Source organism: Terriglobus sp. TAA 43, from assembly GCF_000800015.1.
In the GTDB taxonomy this organism is placed as follows: Bacteria; Acidobacteriota; Terriglobia; order Terriglobales; family Acidobacteriaceae; genus Terriglobus.
The window spans coordinates 2971469-2986125 of the sequence record NZ_JUGR01000001.1 but is presented as its reverse complement, the minus strand read 5'-3'; the positions used below and the strand labels follow the sequence as shown (position 1 = coordinate 2986125).

The 14657-nt window shown below is 57.9% G+C and carries 14 protein-coding genes; 7 read left to right on the top strand and 7 right to left on the bottom strand.

Annotation, left to right across the window (positions count from 1 at the left end; all coding sequences use genetic code 11):
- Positions 1–147: 147 nt before the first annotated feature.
- From rpoD to M504_RS12775, 3 genes are all read right to left on the bottom strand, one after another.
- Positions 148–1842, bottom strand: coding sequence for an RNA polymerase sigma factor RpoD (gene rpoD, locus M504_RS12785; protein WP_047491954.1), 1695 nt, complete (start codon positions 1840–1842; stop codon positions 148–150).
- Between the two features lie 296 nt (positions 1843–2138).
- Entirely contained in the window at positions 2139–2927 is a 789-nt protein-coding gene (locus M504_RS12780; RefSeq protein WP_047491951.1) for a septal ring lytic transglycosylase RlpA family protein, read from the bottom strand.
- Positions 2911–3096 (bottom strand): hypothetical protein, encoded by a 186-nt coding sequence (locus tag M504_RS12775; RefSeq protein ID WP_047491948.1) that lies wholly within the window; start codon positions 3094–3096, stop codon positions 2911–2913. Before M504_RS12775 ends, M504_RS12780 begins: the two co-directional genes overlap by 17 nt.
- A gap of 202 nt (positions 3097–3298) precedes the next feature.
- On the opposite strand from M504_RS12775, the gene M504_RS21365 reads away from it, so the two are divergent.
- Both M504_RS21365 and M504_RS12765 read left to right on the top strand, forming a co-directional pair.
- Entirely contained in the window at positions 3299–4081 is a 783-nt protein-coding gene (locus tag M504_RS21365; protein WP_052200693.1) for a hypothetical protein, read from the top strand.
- 322 nt (positions 4082–4403) lie between these two features.
- On the top strand, positions 4404–6533 hold the full coding sequence (locus M504_RS12765; protein WP_047491945.1) for a radical SAM protein: 2130 nt from the start codon (positions 4404–4406) through the stop codon (positions 6531–6533).
- A gap of 68 nt (positions 6534–6601) precedes the next feature.
- Here M504_RS12765 and M504_RS12760 read toward each other — a convergent pair whose 3' ends face one another.
- Both M504_RS12760 and M504_RS12755 read right to left on the bottom strand, forming a co-directional pair.
- Positions 6602–7846 carry an aminotransferase class V-fold PLP-dependent enzyme gene (locus M504_RS12760; protein ID WP_052200692.1) on the bottom strand — a complete coding sequence of 415 codons (1245 nt, stop codon included), beginning with the start codon at positions 7844–7846 and terminating at the stop codon, positions 6602–6604.
- A 49-nt stretch (positions 7847–7895) separates the two neighbouring features.
- Positions 7896–8270, bottom strand: coding sequence for a RidA family protein (locus M504_RS12755; protein ID WP_047491939.1), 375 nt, complete (start codon positions 8268–8270; stop codon positions 7896–7898).
- Positions 8271–8383: 113 nt separating this feature from the next.
- On the opposite strand from M504_RS12755, the gene M504_RS22340 reads away from it, so the two are divergent.
- Both M504_RS22340 and M504_RS12745 read left to right on the top strand, forming a co-directional pair.
- The gene (locus tag M504_RS22340) at positions 8384–8566 is read left to right on the top strand and encodes a hypothetical protein (protein WP_047491936.1); all 183 of its coding nucleotides are present in this window, start codon (positions 8384–8386) and stop codon (positions 8564–8566) included.
- A complete protein-coding gene (locus tag M504_RS12745; protein WP_047491933.1) occupies positions 8567–8830 on the top strand; it encodes a hypothetical protein in 264 nt (87 codons plus the stop codon).
- Here the strand turns inward: M504_RS12745 and M504_RS12740 are convergent.
- The gene (locus M504_RS12740) at positions 8827–10419 is read right to left on the bottom strand and encodes a helicase HerA-like domain-containing protein (RefSeq protein WP_047491930.1); all 1593 of its coding nucleotides are present in this window, start codon (positions 10417–10419) and stop codon (positions 8827–8829) included. The genes M504_RS12745 and M504_RS12740 overlap by 4 nt on opposite strands.
- Before the next feature lie 81 nt (positions 10420–10500).
- Here M504_RS12740 and lepB point away from each other — a divergent pair, with 81 nt between their 5' ends.
- The 3 genes from lepB to rpsU all read left to right on the top strand — a co-directional run bounded on the left by lepB (position 10501) and on the right by rpsU (position 13355).
- Positions 10501–11298, top strand: a complete 798-nt coding sequence (gene lepB / locus M504_RS12735) for a signal peptidase I (protein ID WP_047491927.1) — start codon at positions 10501–10503, stop codon at positions 11296–11298.
- 5 nt (positions 11299–11303) lie between these two features.
- Positions 11304–13043, top strand: coding sequence for an AsmA family protein (locus M504_RS12730; protein ID WP_047491924.1), 1740 nt, complete (start codon positions 11304–11306; stop codon positions 13041–13043).
- A gap of 114 nt (positions 13044–13157) precedes the next feature.
- Entirely contained in the window at positions 13158–13355 is a 198-nt protein-coding gene (gene rpsU, locus M504_RS12725; protein ID WP_041592738.1) for a 30S ribosomal protein S21, read from the top strand.
- Positions 13356–13484: 129 nt separating this feature from the next.
- Here the strand turns inward: rpsU and M504_RS12720 are convergent, their stop codons facing one another.
- A complete protein-coding gene (locus M504_RS12720; protein ID WP_047494809.1) occupies positions 13485–14591 on the bottom strand; it encodes a sulfatase-like hydrolase/transferase in 1107 nt (368 codons plus the stop codon).
- Positions 14592–14657: the final 66 nt, after the last annotated feature.

Here is a 14657-nt window from a genome sequence, read left to right as displayed (position 1 = left end):
GCTATTGCTCGATGTGACGTTTACATTGGCAAGTTCCTCACGCTTGCATCGCCGGTTCATGAATATTCCTCCTCTAACCAGACCCGGCAAACTGGGTAACAAGCAAAGGCCCCGCTTTCGCGGGGCCTTTGTCTTGCTTCTGTTTGCTTAGTATTCCTTCACACCATCCACAAACGCCTTCAGCTTGCGGCTGCGGCTTGGGTGGCGGAGCTTGCGGAGTGCCTTTGCCTCTATCTGGCGGATGCGCTCGCGCGTTACCTGGAAGCTCTGACCTACTTCTTCCAGCGTGTGTTCGCTGCCGTCTTCCAGTCCGAAGCGCATCTTGATGACGCGCTCTTCGCGCGGCGTCAGGGTGCGGAGGACCTGGCTGGTGTACTCCTTCAGGTTGACGCTGATGACAGCGTCGGAAGGCGATACGGCCATACGGTCTTCAATGAAGTCGCCAAGGTGAGAATCTTCTTCTTCACCGATGGGCGTTTCCAGCGAGATGGGCTCCTGTGCAATCTTCAGGACCTTGCGGACCTTTGCAACAGGGATATCCATACGCTTTGCAATCTCTTCCGAGGAAGGTTCGCGACCAAGCTCCTGCACAAGCTGACGGCTGGTGCGGATGAGCTTGTTGATCGTTTCGATCATGTGCACCGGAATACGGATGGTGCGGGCCTGATCGGCGATGGCGCGCGTAATCGCCTGACGGATCCACCACGTTGCGTACGTGGAGAACTTGTAGCCACGGCGGTACTCGAACTTGTCCACTGCCTTCATCAGACCGATGTTGCCTTCCTGGATCAGATCAAGGAACTGCAGGCCACGGTTCGTGTACTTCTTCGCGATGGAGACCACGAGACGAAGGTTCGCCTCGATGAGCTCGCGCTTCGCGCGTTCCGCGTCCATGTCGCCCTGCACCATCTCGCGCTGTGTGCGCTTGAGGCTGTCCACGGTGATGCCCGCTTCAGCTTCCAGGCGGTCAAGATCGTGGCGGCAGTTCTTCTGCTGGCGACGGTATTCCTTCTTCAGCTCTTCAGACTTGCTGGCGTCGAACTTGGTGTCCAGATTCTTGATCTGGCGCTCCAGCGTCCGCATGCCGTCGACGGTCTTATTTACCTTGTCGAGCAGGCGCTTCTTTTCGCCATTCGTGTACTTCAGCTCGCGGACAATGCGGCTGACCTTCACGCGCTCGCGGCCAGCAGCCCAACGCAGTTTGCGCTGTTCCTTCTGGCTCTTGGCCTTGCCGGATTCCAGGGTGGCAAGGGCTTCTTCGGCGGCGTTCTGGTGCTTCACCAGGTTGTCGATGCGCTTGGCGGTCGCCTTCACGCGTGCGGCCAGAACGTCTTCCGTCAGCTCGTCTTCATCAAACGTGACAACTTCCTTCACGTTACGGACGCCACGCTTCAGATCTTCGCCGAGCGCGATGATTTCGCGAATGACGATCGACGAACGCGAGATAGCCTTCATCACGCGAAGCTGTCCGCGCTCAATGCGTTTGGCGATTTCGACTTCGCCTTCGCGCGTCAGCAGCGGTACAGTGCCCATTTCGCGCAGGTACATGCGCACGGGGTCGTTCGTCTTTTCCAGTTGACCCGGGGTCAGGTCCAGTTCAACGTCGTCGTTCTCTTCTGATTCTTCGCCGTACTTGTCACGGTTTTCGTACTTGTCCTCGCCATTGAGGACGTCAATACCCTGCGTGTTGATGGTGGTCAGCAGGTCATCCAGATCATCGGCAGAGGTGATGCCTTCGGGAATCAGGTCATTGACCTCACCGTATGTGAGATAGCCCTTTTCCTTCCCGGTGTCGATCATCCGGTCTACGTCTTCTTGATAGTTGTCGATCTCTTCAGCCACGGTGTTTTCCGTCCAGTCCCGAAAATTATGCGCAGGAGCCGACGCGCCAGGTTGCAGGCGCAGACACGACTCCCTTTATGGATGCGATGTGCATGAGCGGGGAAGCATAGGGCGCGGTATCAAAGACCGCAGGCGCAAGGTTGACAGTCGTGTGAGGACTGGACCACAAAGGCGCACTTCTCCAGCGAAGCACAGAGTAGCACATTCTTTTAGACGTTACCAAGAGAAAAAAGACGCAGAAGTATACGCCCTGTAGATTTCCCCTGCCTTTACCGCTGTGAAATTCGAGTGACGGGTCAATCCAGCCTTACGAGATACGGCAAGGCGTCCGGTTCTGCCGTGCGCAGAGTATCCGCAATCGCTACTGCTTGCCGCTTATCGTATCCGACAGGATTAATGCGTACCCAGTGGCCCGTAGGGCCCTGAAATTCAAGCACTTTCGCGGTGCTGTAGCGTCGCTGCAAGTCGTTCTGCAGGCGGAGCGCATTGCGAGAGTCTTGAAACGCGCCAATCTGTACGCACCACTTACCGGTTGGCGAGACCCCGGCACGCTGCTGCAAAACTTCAATCCGCACCTGTGTCACGCCTGCGCGATACACGCCGGTGGCTTTGGCTGCGGCCAGCGACAGGTCCAGCACCCGACCGTGCACGAAGGGGCCGCGGTCAGTAATGACCACCACCACGGATTGGTTCGTAGCTGTATTTGTTACGCGAACGGTCGTTCCCATGGGGAGCGTCCGGTGCGCTGCCGTCATGGCATTCTGGTCGTATGGCTGGCCGTTGGCGGCCTGTCGATTGTGATACGGCGGGCCATACCAGCTTGCAAGGCCTGTTTCCACGCTGGAGTCGCCGGGGGCCAGAGCGTTGTCGTTCCAGTTGGGTGGTGGCGTTGCGTACGACGGCAATGGCCGTTTCGCAGTTGCGGAATTGGAGGACGAAGCGCCGCTGCGCACCGGCGGTGGTGGCGGATAATTCCGCGACACCTTTGCCTTGTGATGGCATCCGGTGGTCAACAACACCACCAGAAGGCTGGCAAATACCAGCCCTGCTCGCTGCCATTTCCTGCGGCTAGCGGCTGCGGTCATCCATCTTCTCCGCAAGTTTGTGCAGTCCATCCGCAGCTTTTTTCAGCGCAGATGAGCCCTGTTGGCGCACTTCTGGCACCACTTCGTCGTTCAGGTAGCGGATCAGGCGCTGCAGTTCGGCCTCGGCACGGTCGGTTGCATCCTGTACTTCACGATTCCAGTCGGCCATCTCCCGATTCCTTCCCGCGCCGATGGGCGCACACATCCACATGCAATTAGAACCGTATCCACAGCGAGGGTTCTGCGAGAATTCTCGGGAGTTGCCGCTTGAGTTAACCCCGGACCCCGGTGCAACTCAAACGAAATAACAAGCTTCCAATTTGCGATACACCGGAGCACTCTGTAATACAGCCCCGAAAAGGAACGCCAAGTTGAAGCGATATCTCATTGCGTCTGCCTCTCTCTTAATCTCGCCGTTGCTGTTCGGGCAGGAACCGAATGTGCAGCACATGGCGGAGGCGCGCCTTGAACAGCCGGCGTTTCTGCCGGATGCGCCCTCAACAGTACGCGATTCGCTTGAAGACCAGGCAGACCAGAAGAACGCGAATTCGCCCATACGCGCCAACGCGGGAAACTACGGGCGCCCGGTGGCGAAGAAATACGCGAGCCTGATCTATCCCGGCCAGCAGGCGCTTCCGCTCAGCGCCACAGACAAAATGGTCTATGCGCTCCCTGACGCTTTTGGCCTGATGAATCTCGTCAGCATCATGTCTTCAGCGGGATGGTCGCATTTGATTGACTCATCGCCGCACTATGGTCACAACAGCGAAGCCTTCGGCAAACGCGTGGGTGCTGCGGCATTGCGTAACGTGACACAGAGCCTGACCACCGATGCGGTTTTTGCGCCGATTTTCCACGATGATCCTCGCTACTACCAGATGGGGCGGGACCACGGCTTCTTCAAGCGCGGCTTTTATGCCGCTTCGCGCGTTGTGGTGACACGGTCCGATAGCGGACACCAGAGATTGAATGCGCCACTGCTGCTTGGTTACGGAACCGCAGCCGGGATCAGCAATTTCATCTACCCCGATCAGGACACTGGCGCGAGGGCCACGTTCGAAAACTACGGCACTTCGCTGGGCGGCGCTGCCGTCGGTATGCTGGCGAATGAGTTTCTTGATGACGCTCTGCGTATCGTTCATTTGCGGAAATAGCGTGTTATCAGGCGAAACGCCATTTTGCGTCATGAATAAAAGCCGACTGATTGAGTCGGCTTTTTCATGCGTAAAAGTAAGCCTTCCGTTCACTGCAAGAGATCGCCGTTCGCTGCTTGATGTCGCTGTTCCATAAATCACAGATGTGCCCCTCTGACGCTTCCGGTACGCTTTTTGAGGCGCAAGTCCCTGTGTCTTTGTGGGTTCGTGCCGAAAGTTTGGAGCTTGGGATGGAGTTCAAACATCTTTAAGCTCGTCGCATAGATTCATTAAGCCCGTCCACGTGATCCCCACGGGGTGAGGCATTCGTTCAGGAGAAGGTATGGCCAAGGCATCGAAGCTCGCAGAAAAAGCCCTTACGCTGGCAGCGCAGGGAGCATGGGTAGTGTTTGACAAGCTGAATAACATCAGCCCGAACCCGTCGTTCACGCCGAAGTGGAGCGACAAGCCTCTGCTGAAGAGCTATCAGAAAGAAAAGCCGCCCCTCGGCTGGCCCCGTACGACCGATTCGCTCTGCCCCCGCTGCGTGCCGGAGATCCGTCAGCAGATTGTGGATGGCAAGCTGCCCCACGAAATCCTCCTCAACGAGAAGGTCGGCGAAATCAAGGCTCAGATCATCGAGCGCGATGGCCAGATCCTGATGGTGAAGGATTGCCCGATCCACGGCCACTTCGAAGACGTGATGTCCATCGATCCGCCGATGATGAAGCACCTGGAAGACGTTTTCCCGGGCCGCGATATCCGCGCCCACAACGATGAGAAGCTGCACAACCACGGCACCAGCACCGTGACGCACGGACGTGGTTCGGTTCTGACGATCGATCTGACCAACCGTTGCAACATGATGTGCGACCCCTGCTTCATGGACGCGAACCAGGTTGGCTTCGTTCACGAACTGACGTGGGACGAGATCAAGACCATGCTGGACAACGCAATCCAGATCAAGCCGCGTCGCCAGATGTCGGTACAGTTCTCGGGCGGCGAGCCGACCCTGAGCCCGTACTTCCTGGACGCTGTCGCTTATGCCCGTAAGGTTGGTTACAACTCGGTGCAGGCTGCTACCAACGGTATTGAGTTTGCGAAGTCGAAGGAATTTGCGAAGGCCGCGGCGGAAGCCGGTCTGCGCTACGCATACCTCCAGTTCGACGGTATCGGCAACGCTGCCAACAGCCACCGTAAGGTTGGCAACTCGTTCGATGTGAAGCTGCAGGCGATCCACAATCTGCATGAGGCAGGCGTGGACATCGTTCCCGTCACCTGCATCATCAACGGCATCAACAACGAGCAGGTTGGCCGCATCATCGAGTTCGCTCTCGACAACCCGAAGAAGATCAACTTCCTCTCGTTCCAGCCGGTTTCATTTACCGGTCGTGACGAAGCAGTTTCGGACGAGCGCCGTCAGGCACAGCGTTACACGCTGTCGCACCTCGCACACGACATCCGCAACCAGACGGGCCTGGGCGAGTCCACCCGCGATTGGTTCCCCATCTCGTTCATGTCCACCTTCTCTGACTGGGCCGATCTGGTTCACGGACCGGAGCATGAGTGGGGCCAGCTCTCCTGCGGTTGCCACCCGAACTGCGGTATCGGTATGGCGCTGATGATCGATAAGGAAACGAAGGAAGCTGTGCCGGTAACGGCGTTCCTGAACGCTGTACAGCTTGCGAAGGACGTGGCTCGCGTCAACGATGCGGCACGTGGCAAGTTCCTGTCCATCGTCGGTGTGTCGCTTGCCCTGCTGCGCAACTACGACCCGACCAAGTCACCCACGCACTTCCGCATCATGGATTTGCTGCAGAAGTTCGACAAGTGCTTCGGCGCTACCGGCCGCAATTACGGCAAGGTAACTGGCGACCGCACCATGGCCGACATTGAGAAGCGCCGCGCTGACCGCTGGAACTTCCTCTTCATCGCCGGCATGTGGTTCCAGGATCTGTTCAACTACGACTTCCGCCGCACCGAGCAGTGCATCATCCCGTACGCAACGCAGGAAGGCGAAATCAGCTTCTGCGCGTACAACACGGGTATCGGCTGGCGCAACATCATCGAGAAGATGCACATGACGTCGACCCTCACCAAGTGGTACGAGGAGCACGGCCGTCACGAAATCTTCGCAGGTGGTAAGAAGGTTGCGATCGAGAAGCAGGAGAAGTATGACCTGGTTCTGAACGAAGCGCACGTAAACTCCGCTGCGAACGATACCTTCGACAAGAGCGGTATCGCCAAGAACGCACGCGAAGAGAAGATCCGTGCACGTGACGCGAAGCTGAAGCAGGATGCAGAGAACGCCCGTATGGCGAAGCTCTACCGCAAGGAAATCCTGAAGGAGCAGGAACAGCCCGGATTCGTCGCTCTCGGCGAAATCGGTGGCCTGGGTGGCATCAAGCCCGCAGCTCCGGCAGTAGAAGTTGTTGCTGAGATCAAGAACGACGAACTGGTTGCAGGCGACTAATCGCTTCACTCAAACGAAATAAGAAAGGCCGCCCGTGAGGGCGGCCTTTCTGTTGCCCGTTGTTCACTTCATGCCAGTGCATTGAGGAGCGTGTGGATGTCTGCTTCGTTGTTGTAGACGGATGGAGCGATTCGCATGCGGCCGGGGTAGACCGAGATGTCGACCTTGGCGGCTTTTAACTTTGCCTCGGTAGTGGCATCGTTCTTTACGTGGAAAGCGATGATAGAGGCCCCCGCGTCTTCCGGCGTGATGCAGGCGTAGCCCAGCTTCGGCAGTTCCGCGCGCAGGATGCTGTTCAATGTGTGGGCGTGCTGCTGGATGTTGGGCACGCCGAGTTGCAGTATCCATGGCAGTGACACGCTGAGTGCGGCAATAACTGGATTGGCATAGGTGCCGATTTCGAAGTAGCCTGCAGCGTTCTGCAACTGGTCGAAGGTGGCTGGGTAGGGGCCGGGCTTGTCGCCTGGCAGTGCGTGGTATTCCATGTCGCCGAACTGGCGAAAGCTCATCAGCGGGCGTTGTAGTGCGGGCAGTACATCGGCGCGGGCGTAGAGGAAGCCGATGCCGAAGTCGCCCATGAGCCATTTGTAGCTGGCGGAGGCAAGGAAGTCGACGCCGCTTGCTTTCACATCAATCGGCATGCAGCCTGCCCCTTGTACGGCGTCAAGAAACAGCTTTGCGCCGTGTGAGTGGGCGAGATCGGCAAGCCACTTTGGATTATGTGTGAAGCCATTGATCCATGAGACCAGCGAGACAGCGATGAGTCGCGTGTTCTTGTCGACTGCTTTTTCGAACTCGGCGTTGTCTACGACCCATGCCCCTGCATCATTTGTTGTTGCCTTCACGATGCGTACGTCCACACCTCGCTTTTGCAGTTCGGTGTAGAGGTAGAGCGAGCCTTCAAAGTGAAGCGCGTCTGTGACGATGTTTGGTTGTGGTCCACCTGTGGCGGGATGCATGAGACCCAACGCGCTGACAACAAGGTTTTCGCCTGTGCTGGTGCTGTTGACGTAGGCAATTTCATCCGGCTTGGCGTTGATGAGCTTTGCAAAGCTTTCCTTTGCAACAACCGAGATGGGACTGGTAGTGCTGGCCTGCTTTACGGCCATGGTGCCCTTGCTATCGAGATAGGCATCGACCGCAGCACGGCTACTGATGCTCATGGGATGGATGCGTGCGTTGTTGATGTACACGCCGTATTGCGGTGTGACGAAGGCATCGCGTGCTGGCAGAACCGTAGATAGCGTCACGGAGATGGCCGCACTGGCAGACGTTGCGCGGATGGTCAGCAATGCCGCGCCTGCATTCTTCATCAAGGATCGTCTGGAGAACACACGTCACCTCGGAGAGAGGATGATTAGCCTAGTTATCTTTTACAGCAATGCCGATCAGTTCAAAACGGGCGTTGAAAAGCAGTGTGCCAGAACCGAGAAAAGCGCGCGGCGGAAGTGGTCCTGTGAAGTAAGTCCGATACACCGCGTTGAATGTCTCCCATAGGCTGACATCGCTGCAGAAGACCTGCAGTTGAACCAGATGATCCATCTTCATGCCAGCAAGGGCGAGCACCTTTTGTATGTCGTCCAGAACCAGGCGCGCTTCTTCTTCGGCGGTGGACGGAGTCTGCGTGGTGCCAGGTAGAAGCCCGATGCGGCCCGAGAGATACAGCGTGCGGCCGTCCACCAGGACGGCATCGGCAAACGGGTATTGGGGATTCTGTGTGAAGTATTCGCGGCCCATGAGGTTCCCCTTCAGGAATCTTTGCCTCAAGTGTAGAGCGTGCATTCCACCACGTGTTTGTTCTAACAGGGAAAGCGGTACTCATTGGTGCGCGGATGCTCGTCCCATAGAGCATGAACAGGCACTCTTTTCACCATCGGATTTTTCGTGGCGCGGTTGAGGCCGTGCCCTCGTTTGGTGTATTTCTGCTTACGGTGTTGCTGGTGGTGCAGAGTGGCATCACGCAGCAGCGACCGGAGCCGCCATCGGCTGCGATGGAGATCGATCACATTGCGCGAGCCATGTCACGGGCATAGGTGGCACTTACTACCGATCAGAAGAAACAGATCTTCAGTGTTTATGTGGACGCGCAGACGGCGGCGCAATCGTCTTCCAGTAACAGCACAGATGAGTTCACGCGTCGCCAGCAGATGGAGGCGTTGCAGACCAGCGTGCGCAAGGAAGTGCGTGCGTTGCTGACAGAGCCGCAGCAGAAAGTATTCGGTGCGATGGCGACGCAGCATGGTCGCCGTGTCGATGGTCCCATGCAGGGACCACCGCCATCGGATATGCCGAACTAGTAGCTGTTTCTGCCGCGTGACTTGGTGGAGCCGCCCATCATGCTGCCCATGATGGAGCCGAGTACGCCGCGCACGATCTGTCTTCCTGCCTGGCTCGCCATGGCGCGTGCTGCGGATTTTGCGGCGGTCTCGATGATAGAGTCTGCGCCGCGTCCACCGCGAGGGCCGGTTGGTCCGCGCTGTGTCAGCACTTCCGTTACGCTGGAGAGCCATCCGCCGCTCTGTTGTTGCGGCACGTCCTGTGGCACCGGCATGTCGCGTGGCATGGGCGATGGTGTGCCCGCTGCGGGTGCGTTGTTTGCTGAGGACGATGTGTTCGCGCGTTGCGTCAGGCGTTCGTAGGCGCTTTCGCGGTCCACGGCTTGTTCGTACACACCAGCTACTACTGACGTTTGCATGAGGGATTTGCGTTCGTCGGGTGTTACCGGGCCGATGTGTGCGTGCGGCGGGATGACCCATGCGCGTTCGACGATGGTGGGTGTTCCCTGTTCATCAAGAAAACTAACTAATGCTTCGCCCACGCCAAGCTGGCTGATGGCCTCTTCTGTATTGAGTGCAGGGTTCACGCGGAAGGTTTGTGCGGCCGTTTTCACGGCCTTCTGTTCCTGCGGTGTGAACGCACGCAGTGCATGTTGTACGCGATTGCCAAGCTGCGACAGCACCACTGGAGGAATGTCCGCCGGGTTCTGCGTAACGAAATAAATGCCCACGCCTTTGCTGCGAATCAGTCGTACTACCTGTTCGATCTTCTGTGAGAGTTGCGCGGGAAGGTCGTTGAACAGCAGGTGCGCTTCATCGAAGAAGAAGACCAGCTTCGGCTTATCCATGTCTCCGACTTCAGGCAGGTGTTCGTAAAGCTCGCTCAGCAGCCATAACAGGAAGGTGGCGTAGAGTTGCGGCGACTGCATCAATTTGTCTGCCGCCAAAATGTTCACCACGCCTTTGCCGTCGACGGTCTGCAACAGGTCGTCGATATTGAGTGCGGGTTCGCCCAGGAACTTATCGCCTCCCTGCTGCTCCAACGAGACGAGTCCGCGCTGAATGGCCCCAATGGAGGCCGCTGAAATATTGCCGTATTCAGTCTGGTACGTCTTCGCGTTTTCGCCCACAGCGTTCAGCATGGCCTTCAGGTCTTTCAGGTCCAGCAACAGAAGGCCCTGATCGTCGGCAATTTTGAAGACCAGCGTGAGGACAGCGGTCTGCGTATCGTTCAGGTTAAGAATGCGTGCGAAAAGCAGCGGGCCGATCTCGCTGACGGTGGTGCGCAGCGGATGGCCTTCTTCACCGAAGACATCCCAGAACGTGACCGGGCATCCTGCGAAGGCCCACGTGCCCAGCCCAAGCTTCTGCACGCGCGCGTCAAACTTTGGGGATGATGCACCGGGCATGGCGATGCCGCTGAGGTCACCCTTCACATCGGCAGCGAAGACGGGCACGCCGATGCTGCTGAATGCCTGCGCCATGACTTCCAGCGTTACAGTCTTGCCGGTCCCGGTGGCTCCGGCCACCAGACCGTGACGGTTGGCCATTCCGGGTAGCAGGGTCAGTTCTTGGGCGTCGATTTTGGCAATGAGCAGGGGTTCGGGCAAGGAAAAGCTCCTTCTTCGACAACGCGTTGATTGTAAAAGCAACGCAGCCGCGTGAGGGCATCCGGTAGACTAGACGCTGCCATGGCTGAAACCGCAGTCGCCCACGAAGAAGAGAAGCAAGAAACTCTGCCCGAATCACTTGCCGGACTAGCCTACGTGCTGGTTATCGGTCTCTTCATCATGACGTTTCTCTTCCAGAACTTTGCGATCCCGTCCGGATCCATGGAAAAGACGCTTCTGATTGGCGATCACGTCCTGGTGGACCGTGTGACCCTGGCTCCGCCCACAAAGTGGATGCCGCTGGAGTGGCATCGGCAGGTGCAGCGTGGCGACGTGATTGTTTTTGTAAAGCCGCACCCAGAGAACCCGGATCTGATCCTGGTGAAGCGTGCCATGGGCCTGCCGGGCGACCGTATTCATCTGGAGCACGGCATTGTGTATCGCAATGGTCAGCGCCTGGATGAGCCGCAGATCTCTGTTCCTGATAACTCCGGCATCCCCAGCCACAATTACGACACCGCACGTGATGATTTCCCACGCGATATCAACGGTATTGCCTCTGCTGCTGCGATGAATAACGCCGAACACTGGGCCGTAGATATCCGGAACCACGTGCAGAATGGCGAACTGGTTGTGCCGGAAGGCGTCGTCTTTGCCATGGGTGACAACCGTCTTGAGAGCCTCGACAGTCGCTACTGGGGATTTGTGCCGCAGGAGAATCTGATTGGCCGTCCCATGTTCGTCTACTGGTCATTCATCACGCCGGACGACCAGGCAATTAAGGCGCAGTACCCCAGCACCGCCGGATGGTTCCTCCACGTCATTACGCATTTCTTCAGCGATACGCGCTGGAGCCGTACCTTGCATCGGATTCAGTAGAGGCGATGGAGAACGAAGAAGTCCTGCACGACGATCATCACCCACTGTGGACACCCACCATCCGCCGCCGCCTGACCTTTGTGCTGATTGGGGCTCTAATGGTGGTGCTGCTGATCGTTCTGCCACCGTACATCAGTGTCAGCCGGTATCAGCGTCGCGTGGCCTCAGCCATGTCCGAGGCACTGGGACGCCCCGTGCGCATCGACAACATTCAGCTTCATCTGCTGCCATTACCAGGGCTGACGCTTTCGAATTTTGTAGTGAGCGAGACCCCGGATTTTGGTTCGGAGCCGATTCTTCGCGCCAATACTGTTGAGGCACGGCTGCGGCTGGCGTCGTTGTGGCGCCGACGGATTGAGGTGTCGCGCATTTCGTTGGATTCGCCCTCCATCAACCTGGTACGGGACCCGCAGACGGGCCGATGGAACCTGCAGCGCATCGTTACGCAGGCATCGCAGATCACCTCTGCGCCCACAACTCAGGCAAAGGCCAGTGAAGCTCCTCGCTTTCCTTACATTGAAGCGACCGACGCCCGCCTGAACATTAAGAACGGCGATGTGAAGCTCCCGTTCTCGCTGAAGGAAGCCGAATTTGCACTGTGGCTGCCGGAGCCGGATCAGTGGCAGCTTCGGCTTTCGGGTCGACCTTCGCGCACGGACACCGACGCATCGGACGTAGGCCTGGTAAAGGTTGAAGCCACCCTGGGACGCGGTACGGACCTTTCATCGGCGAGCATTGATCTCAGTGCGACGTGGAAGCCCACTCCCATGGGCGAGGCCACCAAGCTGGTCGCAGGAAAGGATCAGGGATGGCGCGGCGAAGCCTCTGCTTCCGCCACGTTGAAGGGCACGTTGAACACGGCGCGCCTGAATGCCGATCTTCATCTGCTTTCGCTGCACCGTGCGGACTTTGCACCGGAGCAGACCGCACAGATCAATGCGCACTGCGAAGCCGCCACCGCGGGTCTGCTGCGCAGCCTGCATGATCTCCGTTGCGCTGTGCCCACCAAGGAAGACACGTCGTTCCTTGCGGCCATTGACTTCCTTCGCAGCGAGCCCGCGCCGCTCAGTGCGCATGACAAGCCAGATGCGGCAGCCAAACCGGGTGTGTTTCTGCTGCGCGGCGAGATTCCGGATACGTTCTCTTTCAGCACGGCCTCCATGCAGGCATCGCTGAAGGATGCTTCACCCAACTACGCTCTCGCATGGATGCGTCTCTTTTCGAAGCGGATTCCAAAGAACCTCAGCCTGGGCGGATCGCTCAATCTGACGGCTTGGAAGGAAGACACCGGTCCCCAGAGTAGCCGGTGGGGTACCACCGTGATCTGCACCTGCACACTTCCCGCGCAGCAAGACGATGCCGCCAATGCAAACCGTACGTGGAATGTCGTCCTGACGAACGTGGGAACGGGCAACAACAGCACGTTGATCGATACAGCGCTGACGCTTACCGCATATCAGACGGCATCGACCGTACAGGGAACGCCCGAACCCGTGGTGCCGCGCGTGGCTGAGTCGCAAAGCATCATTGGCACACTGGATCGCAATAATTACAAGCTGACTTTTGCATCGGCGGATGTGGCGCACGTCGCGGCTCGATACTTTCCACCGTTGGGCGACGATATGCCCGCGCAAATCGCCGCAGGAAGTCAGCTTCAGACCATGCGCAATTGGACCGGAACTCCTGTCTGGACAGTAACGGCTCCCGCACCTGTCGCGAAAACAAAGCCTCGCCACCGCCGCTAAGTTATCTTAATTCTTAGGGATAGCTGATTGTGGTGATTCTCCGCTACGGAGTCGCCCATTTTGCGATATCCTAAGAAACGGTCAGCGTGACCTGAGAGCGGGGTGTTTTACTACATGGCAGAAGTACGTCTCCAAGAGGGCGAACCCCTTGAGAATGCACTGCGCCGCTTCAAGCGGAAGGTTCAGCAGGAAGACATCATCAAGGAAGTCAAGCGCCACTCCTTCTACCTGAAGCCCGGCGAAAAGAAGCGCGTCAAGGAAGCATTGGCACGCAAGCGGAATCGCAAGAAGGTTCGTAAGGAACAGGATTAATTTTCCTCGACCTGCTTCGCAGGTGATCCTTGCAACTTCAATCAGTATGGGAAAGCCCGGCCTCGCGCCGGGCTTTTTCTATTGCCGTGGAAGTCACGCGCATCGCGCCCCGAGAACCGCAGGAAGTATCTATTTCAAAGGCAAAGCTTCCCCCGCCTTGGGCTCCGCAGCCTTCCAGTCCTCACCCAGAAAACGTGCCAGCGTAGCCGCCACCTGCGACTGCGTGACCAACGCCGCATTCTTCTGGACGCCCTTGCCTTTCAGACCCGGCGCGCTCACTGCAATAAAGATATCTTTCGATTCCGGTGTCTTCTCGCCATGCGTCTGCCAGGCTTTGCCCACGGTGCCACGGCCATGGTCGGTGGTGAAGATCAGAGCGGTGGAGTTCCGATACTCCGGCATGGACTGCAGCAGATCCCAAAGCTGCTTCAGGTACTGGTCGGCCCGGTTTGCTGACAGCAGATACTCGCCGTAGTTCCCTGCATGCGCCCACTCATCGGTCTCGCCCAGGGAGATGTACAGCACATGCGGCTTCTTTGCCTTCACGTACTCCATCGCGGTGTAGAACGTAGGCGCATCTACCGTTTCGTCGTCCCATTCGCGCGGCGAATCGCGTTTCACCGCATTCAGTACCGCCAGCGCAGGTGGCATCGGCGAAATCACCAACGGATCGTACGCCGCATTGTCCACGCAGCCGCACTTCTCCGGATTCACGGCATTGGCAATCGTCTGCCACGCGCCAAACGCCGCAACGCTGCCCTTGAACTTCGGCCTGTGATTCAACCACGCCAGCACCGTCAGGTTCGGGTTCGGCTTGTCATCATTCGAATCAATGCGAGGGTCCGGATGCCCCGTCAGCGTCTCCGAATATCCGGGATAGGAGAAGTTCTTGCCGTTCGTCACGGACGCCGTGGAACCGGCATCCTGATCGCCAAAAATGAAGCCGGTGGCACCAAAGTGTTCCCAGAAGAACGGCATCAGCTTGCGGCGACGCTCCTCAGCCGTAGCTGCCAGGAACTGCTGCTTCAGCGGCGCAACGTCACGCTTGTTGTAGTAGTTCTCCGGCGTCAGCAACGTCTCGTCTGCGCCGCGGAAGATTTCCTGCCAGCGCATACCGTCCGTCATGACCAGTACCACGTTGCGGACAGGCGTCTGTTGCTGCGCGGGCAAACGCAGCGCACAGAGCAGAGAAAGAACAAGAAAATTTCGAAGCGACAGAAACGACACGGTTTTCATCGGTGCCGATGATACCCGCAACACCAAAAACATGGCATCAAGTGAGTCTGCATATCTGTAATCGCA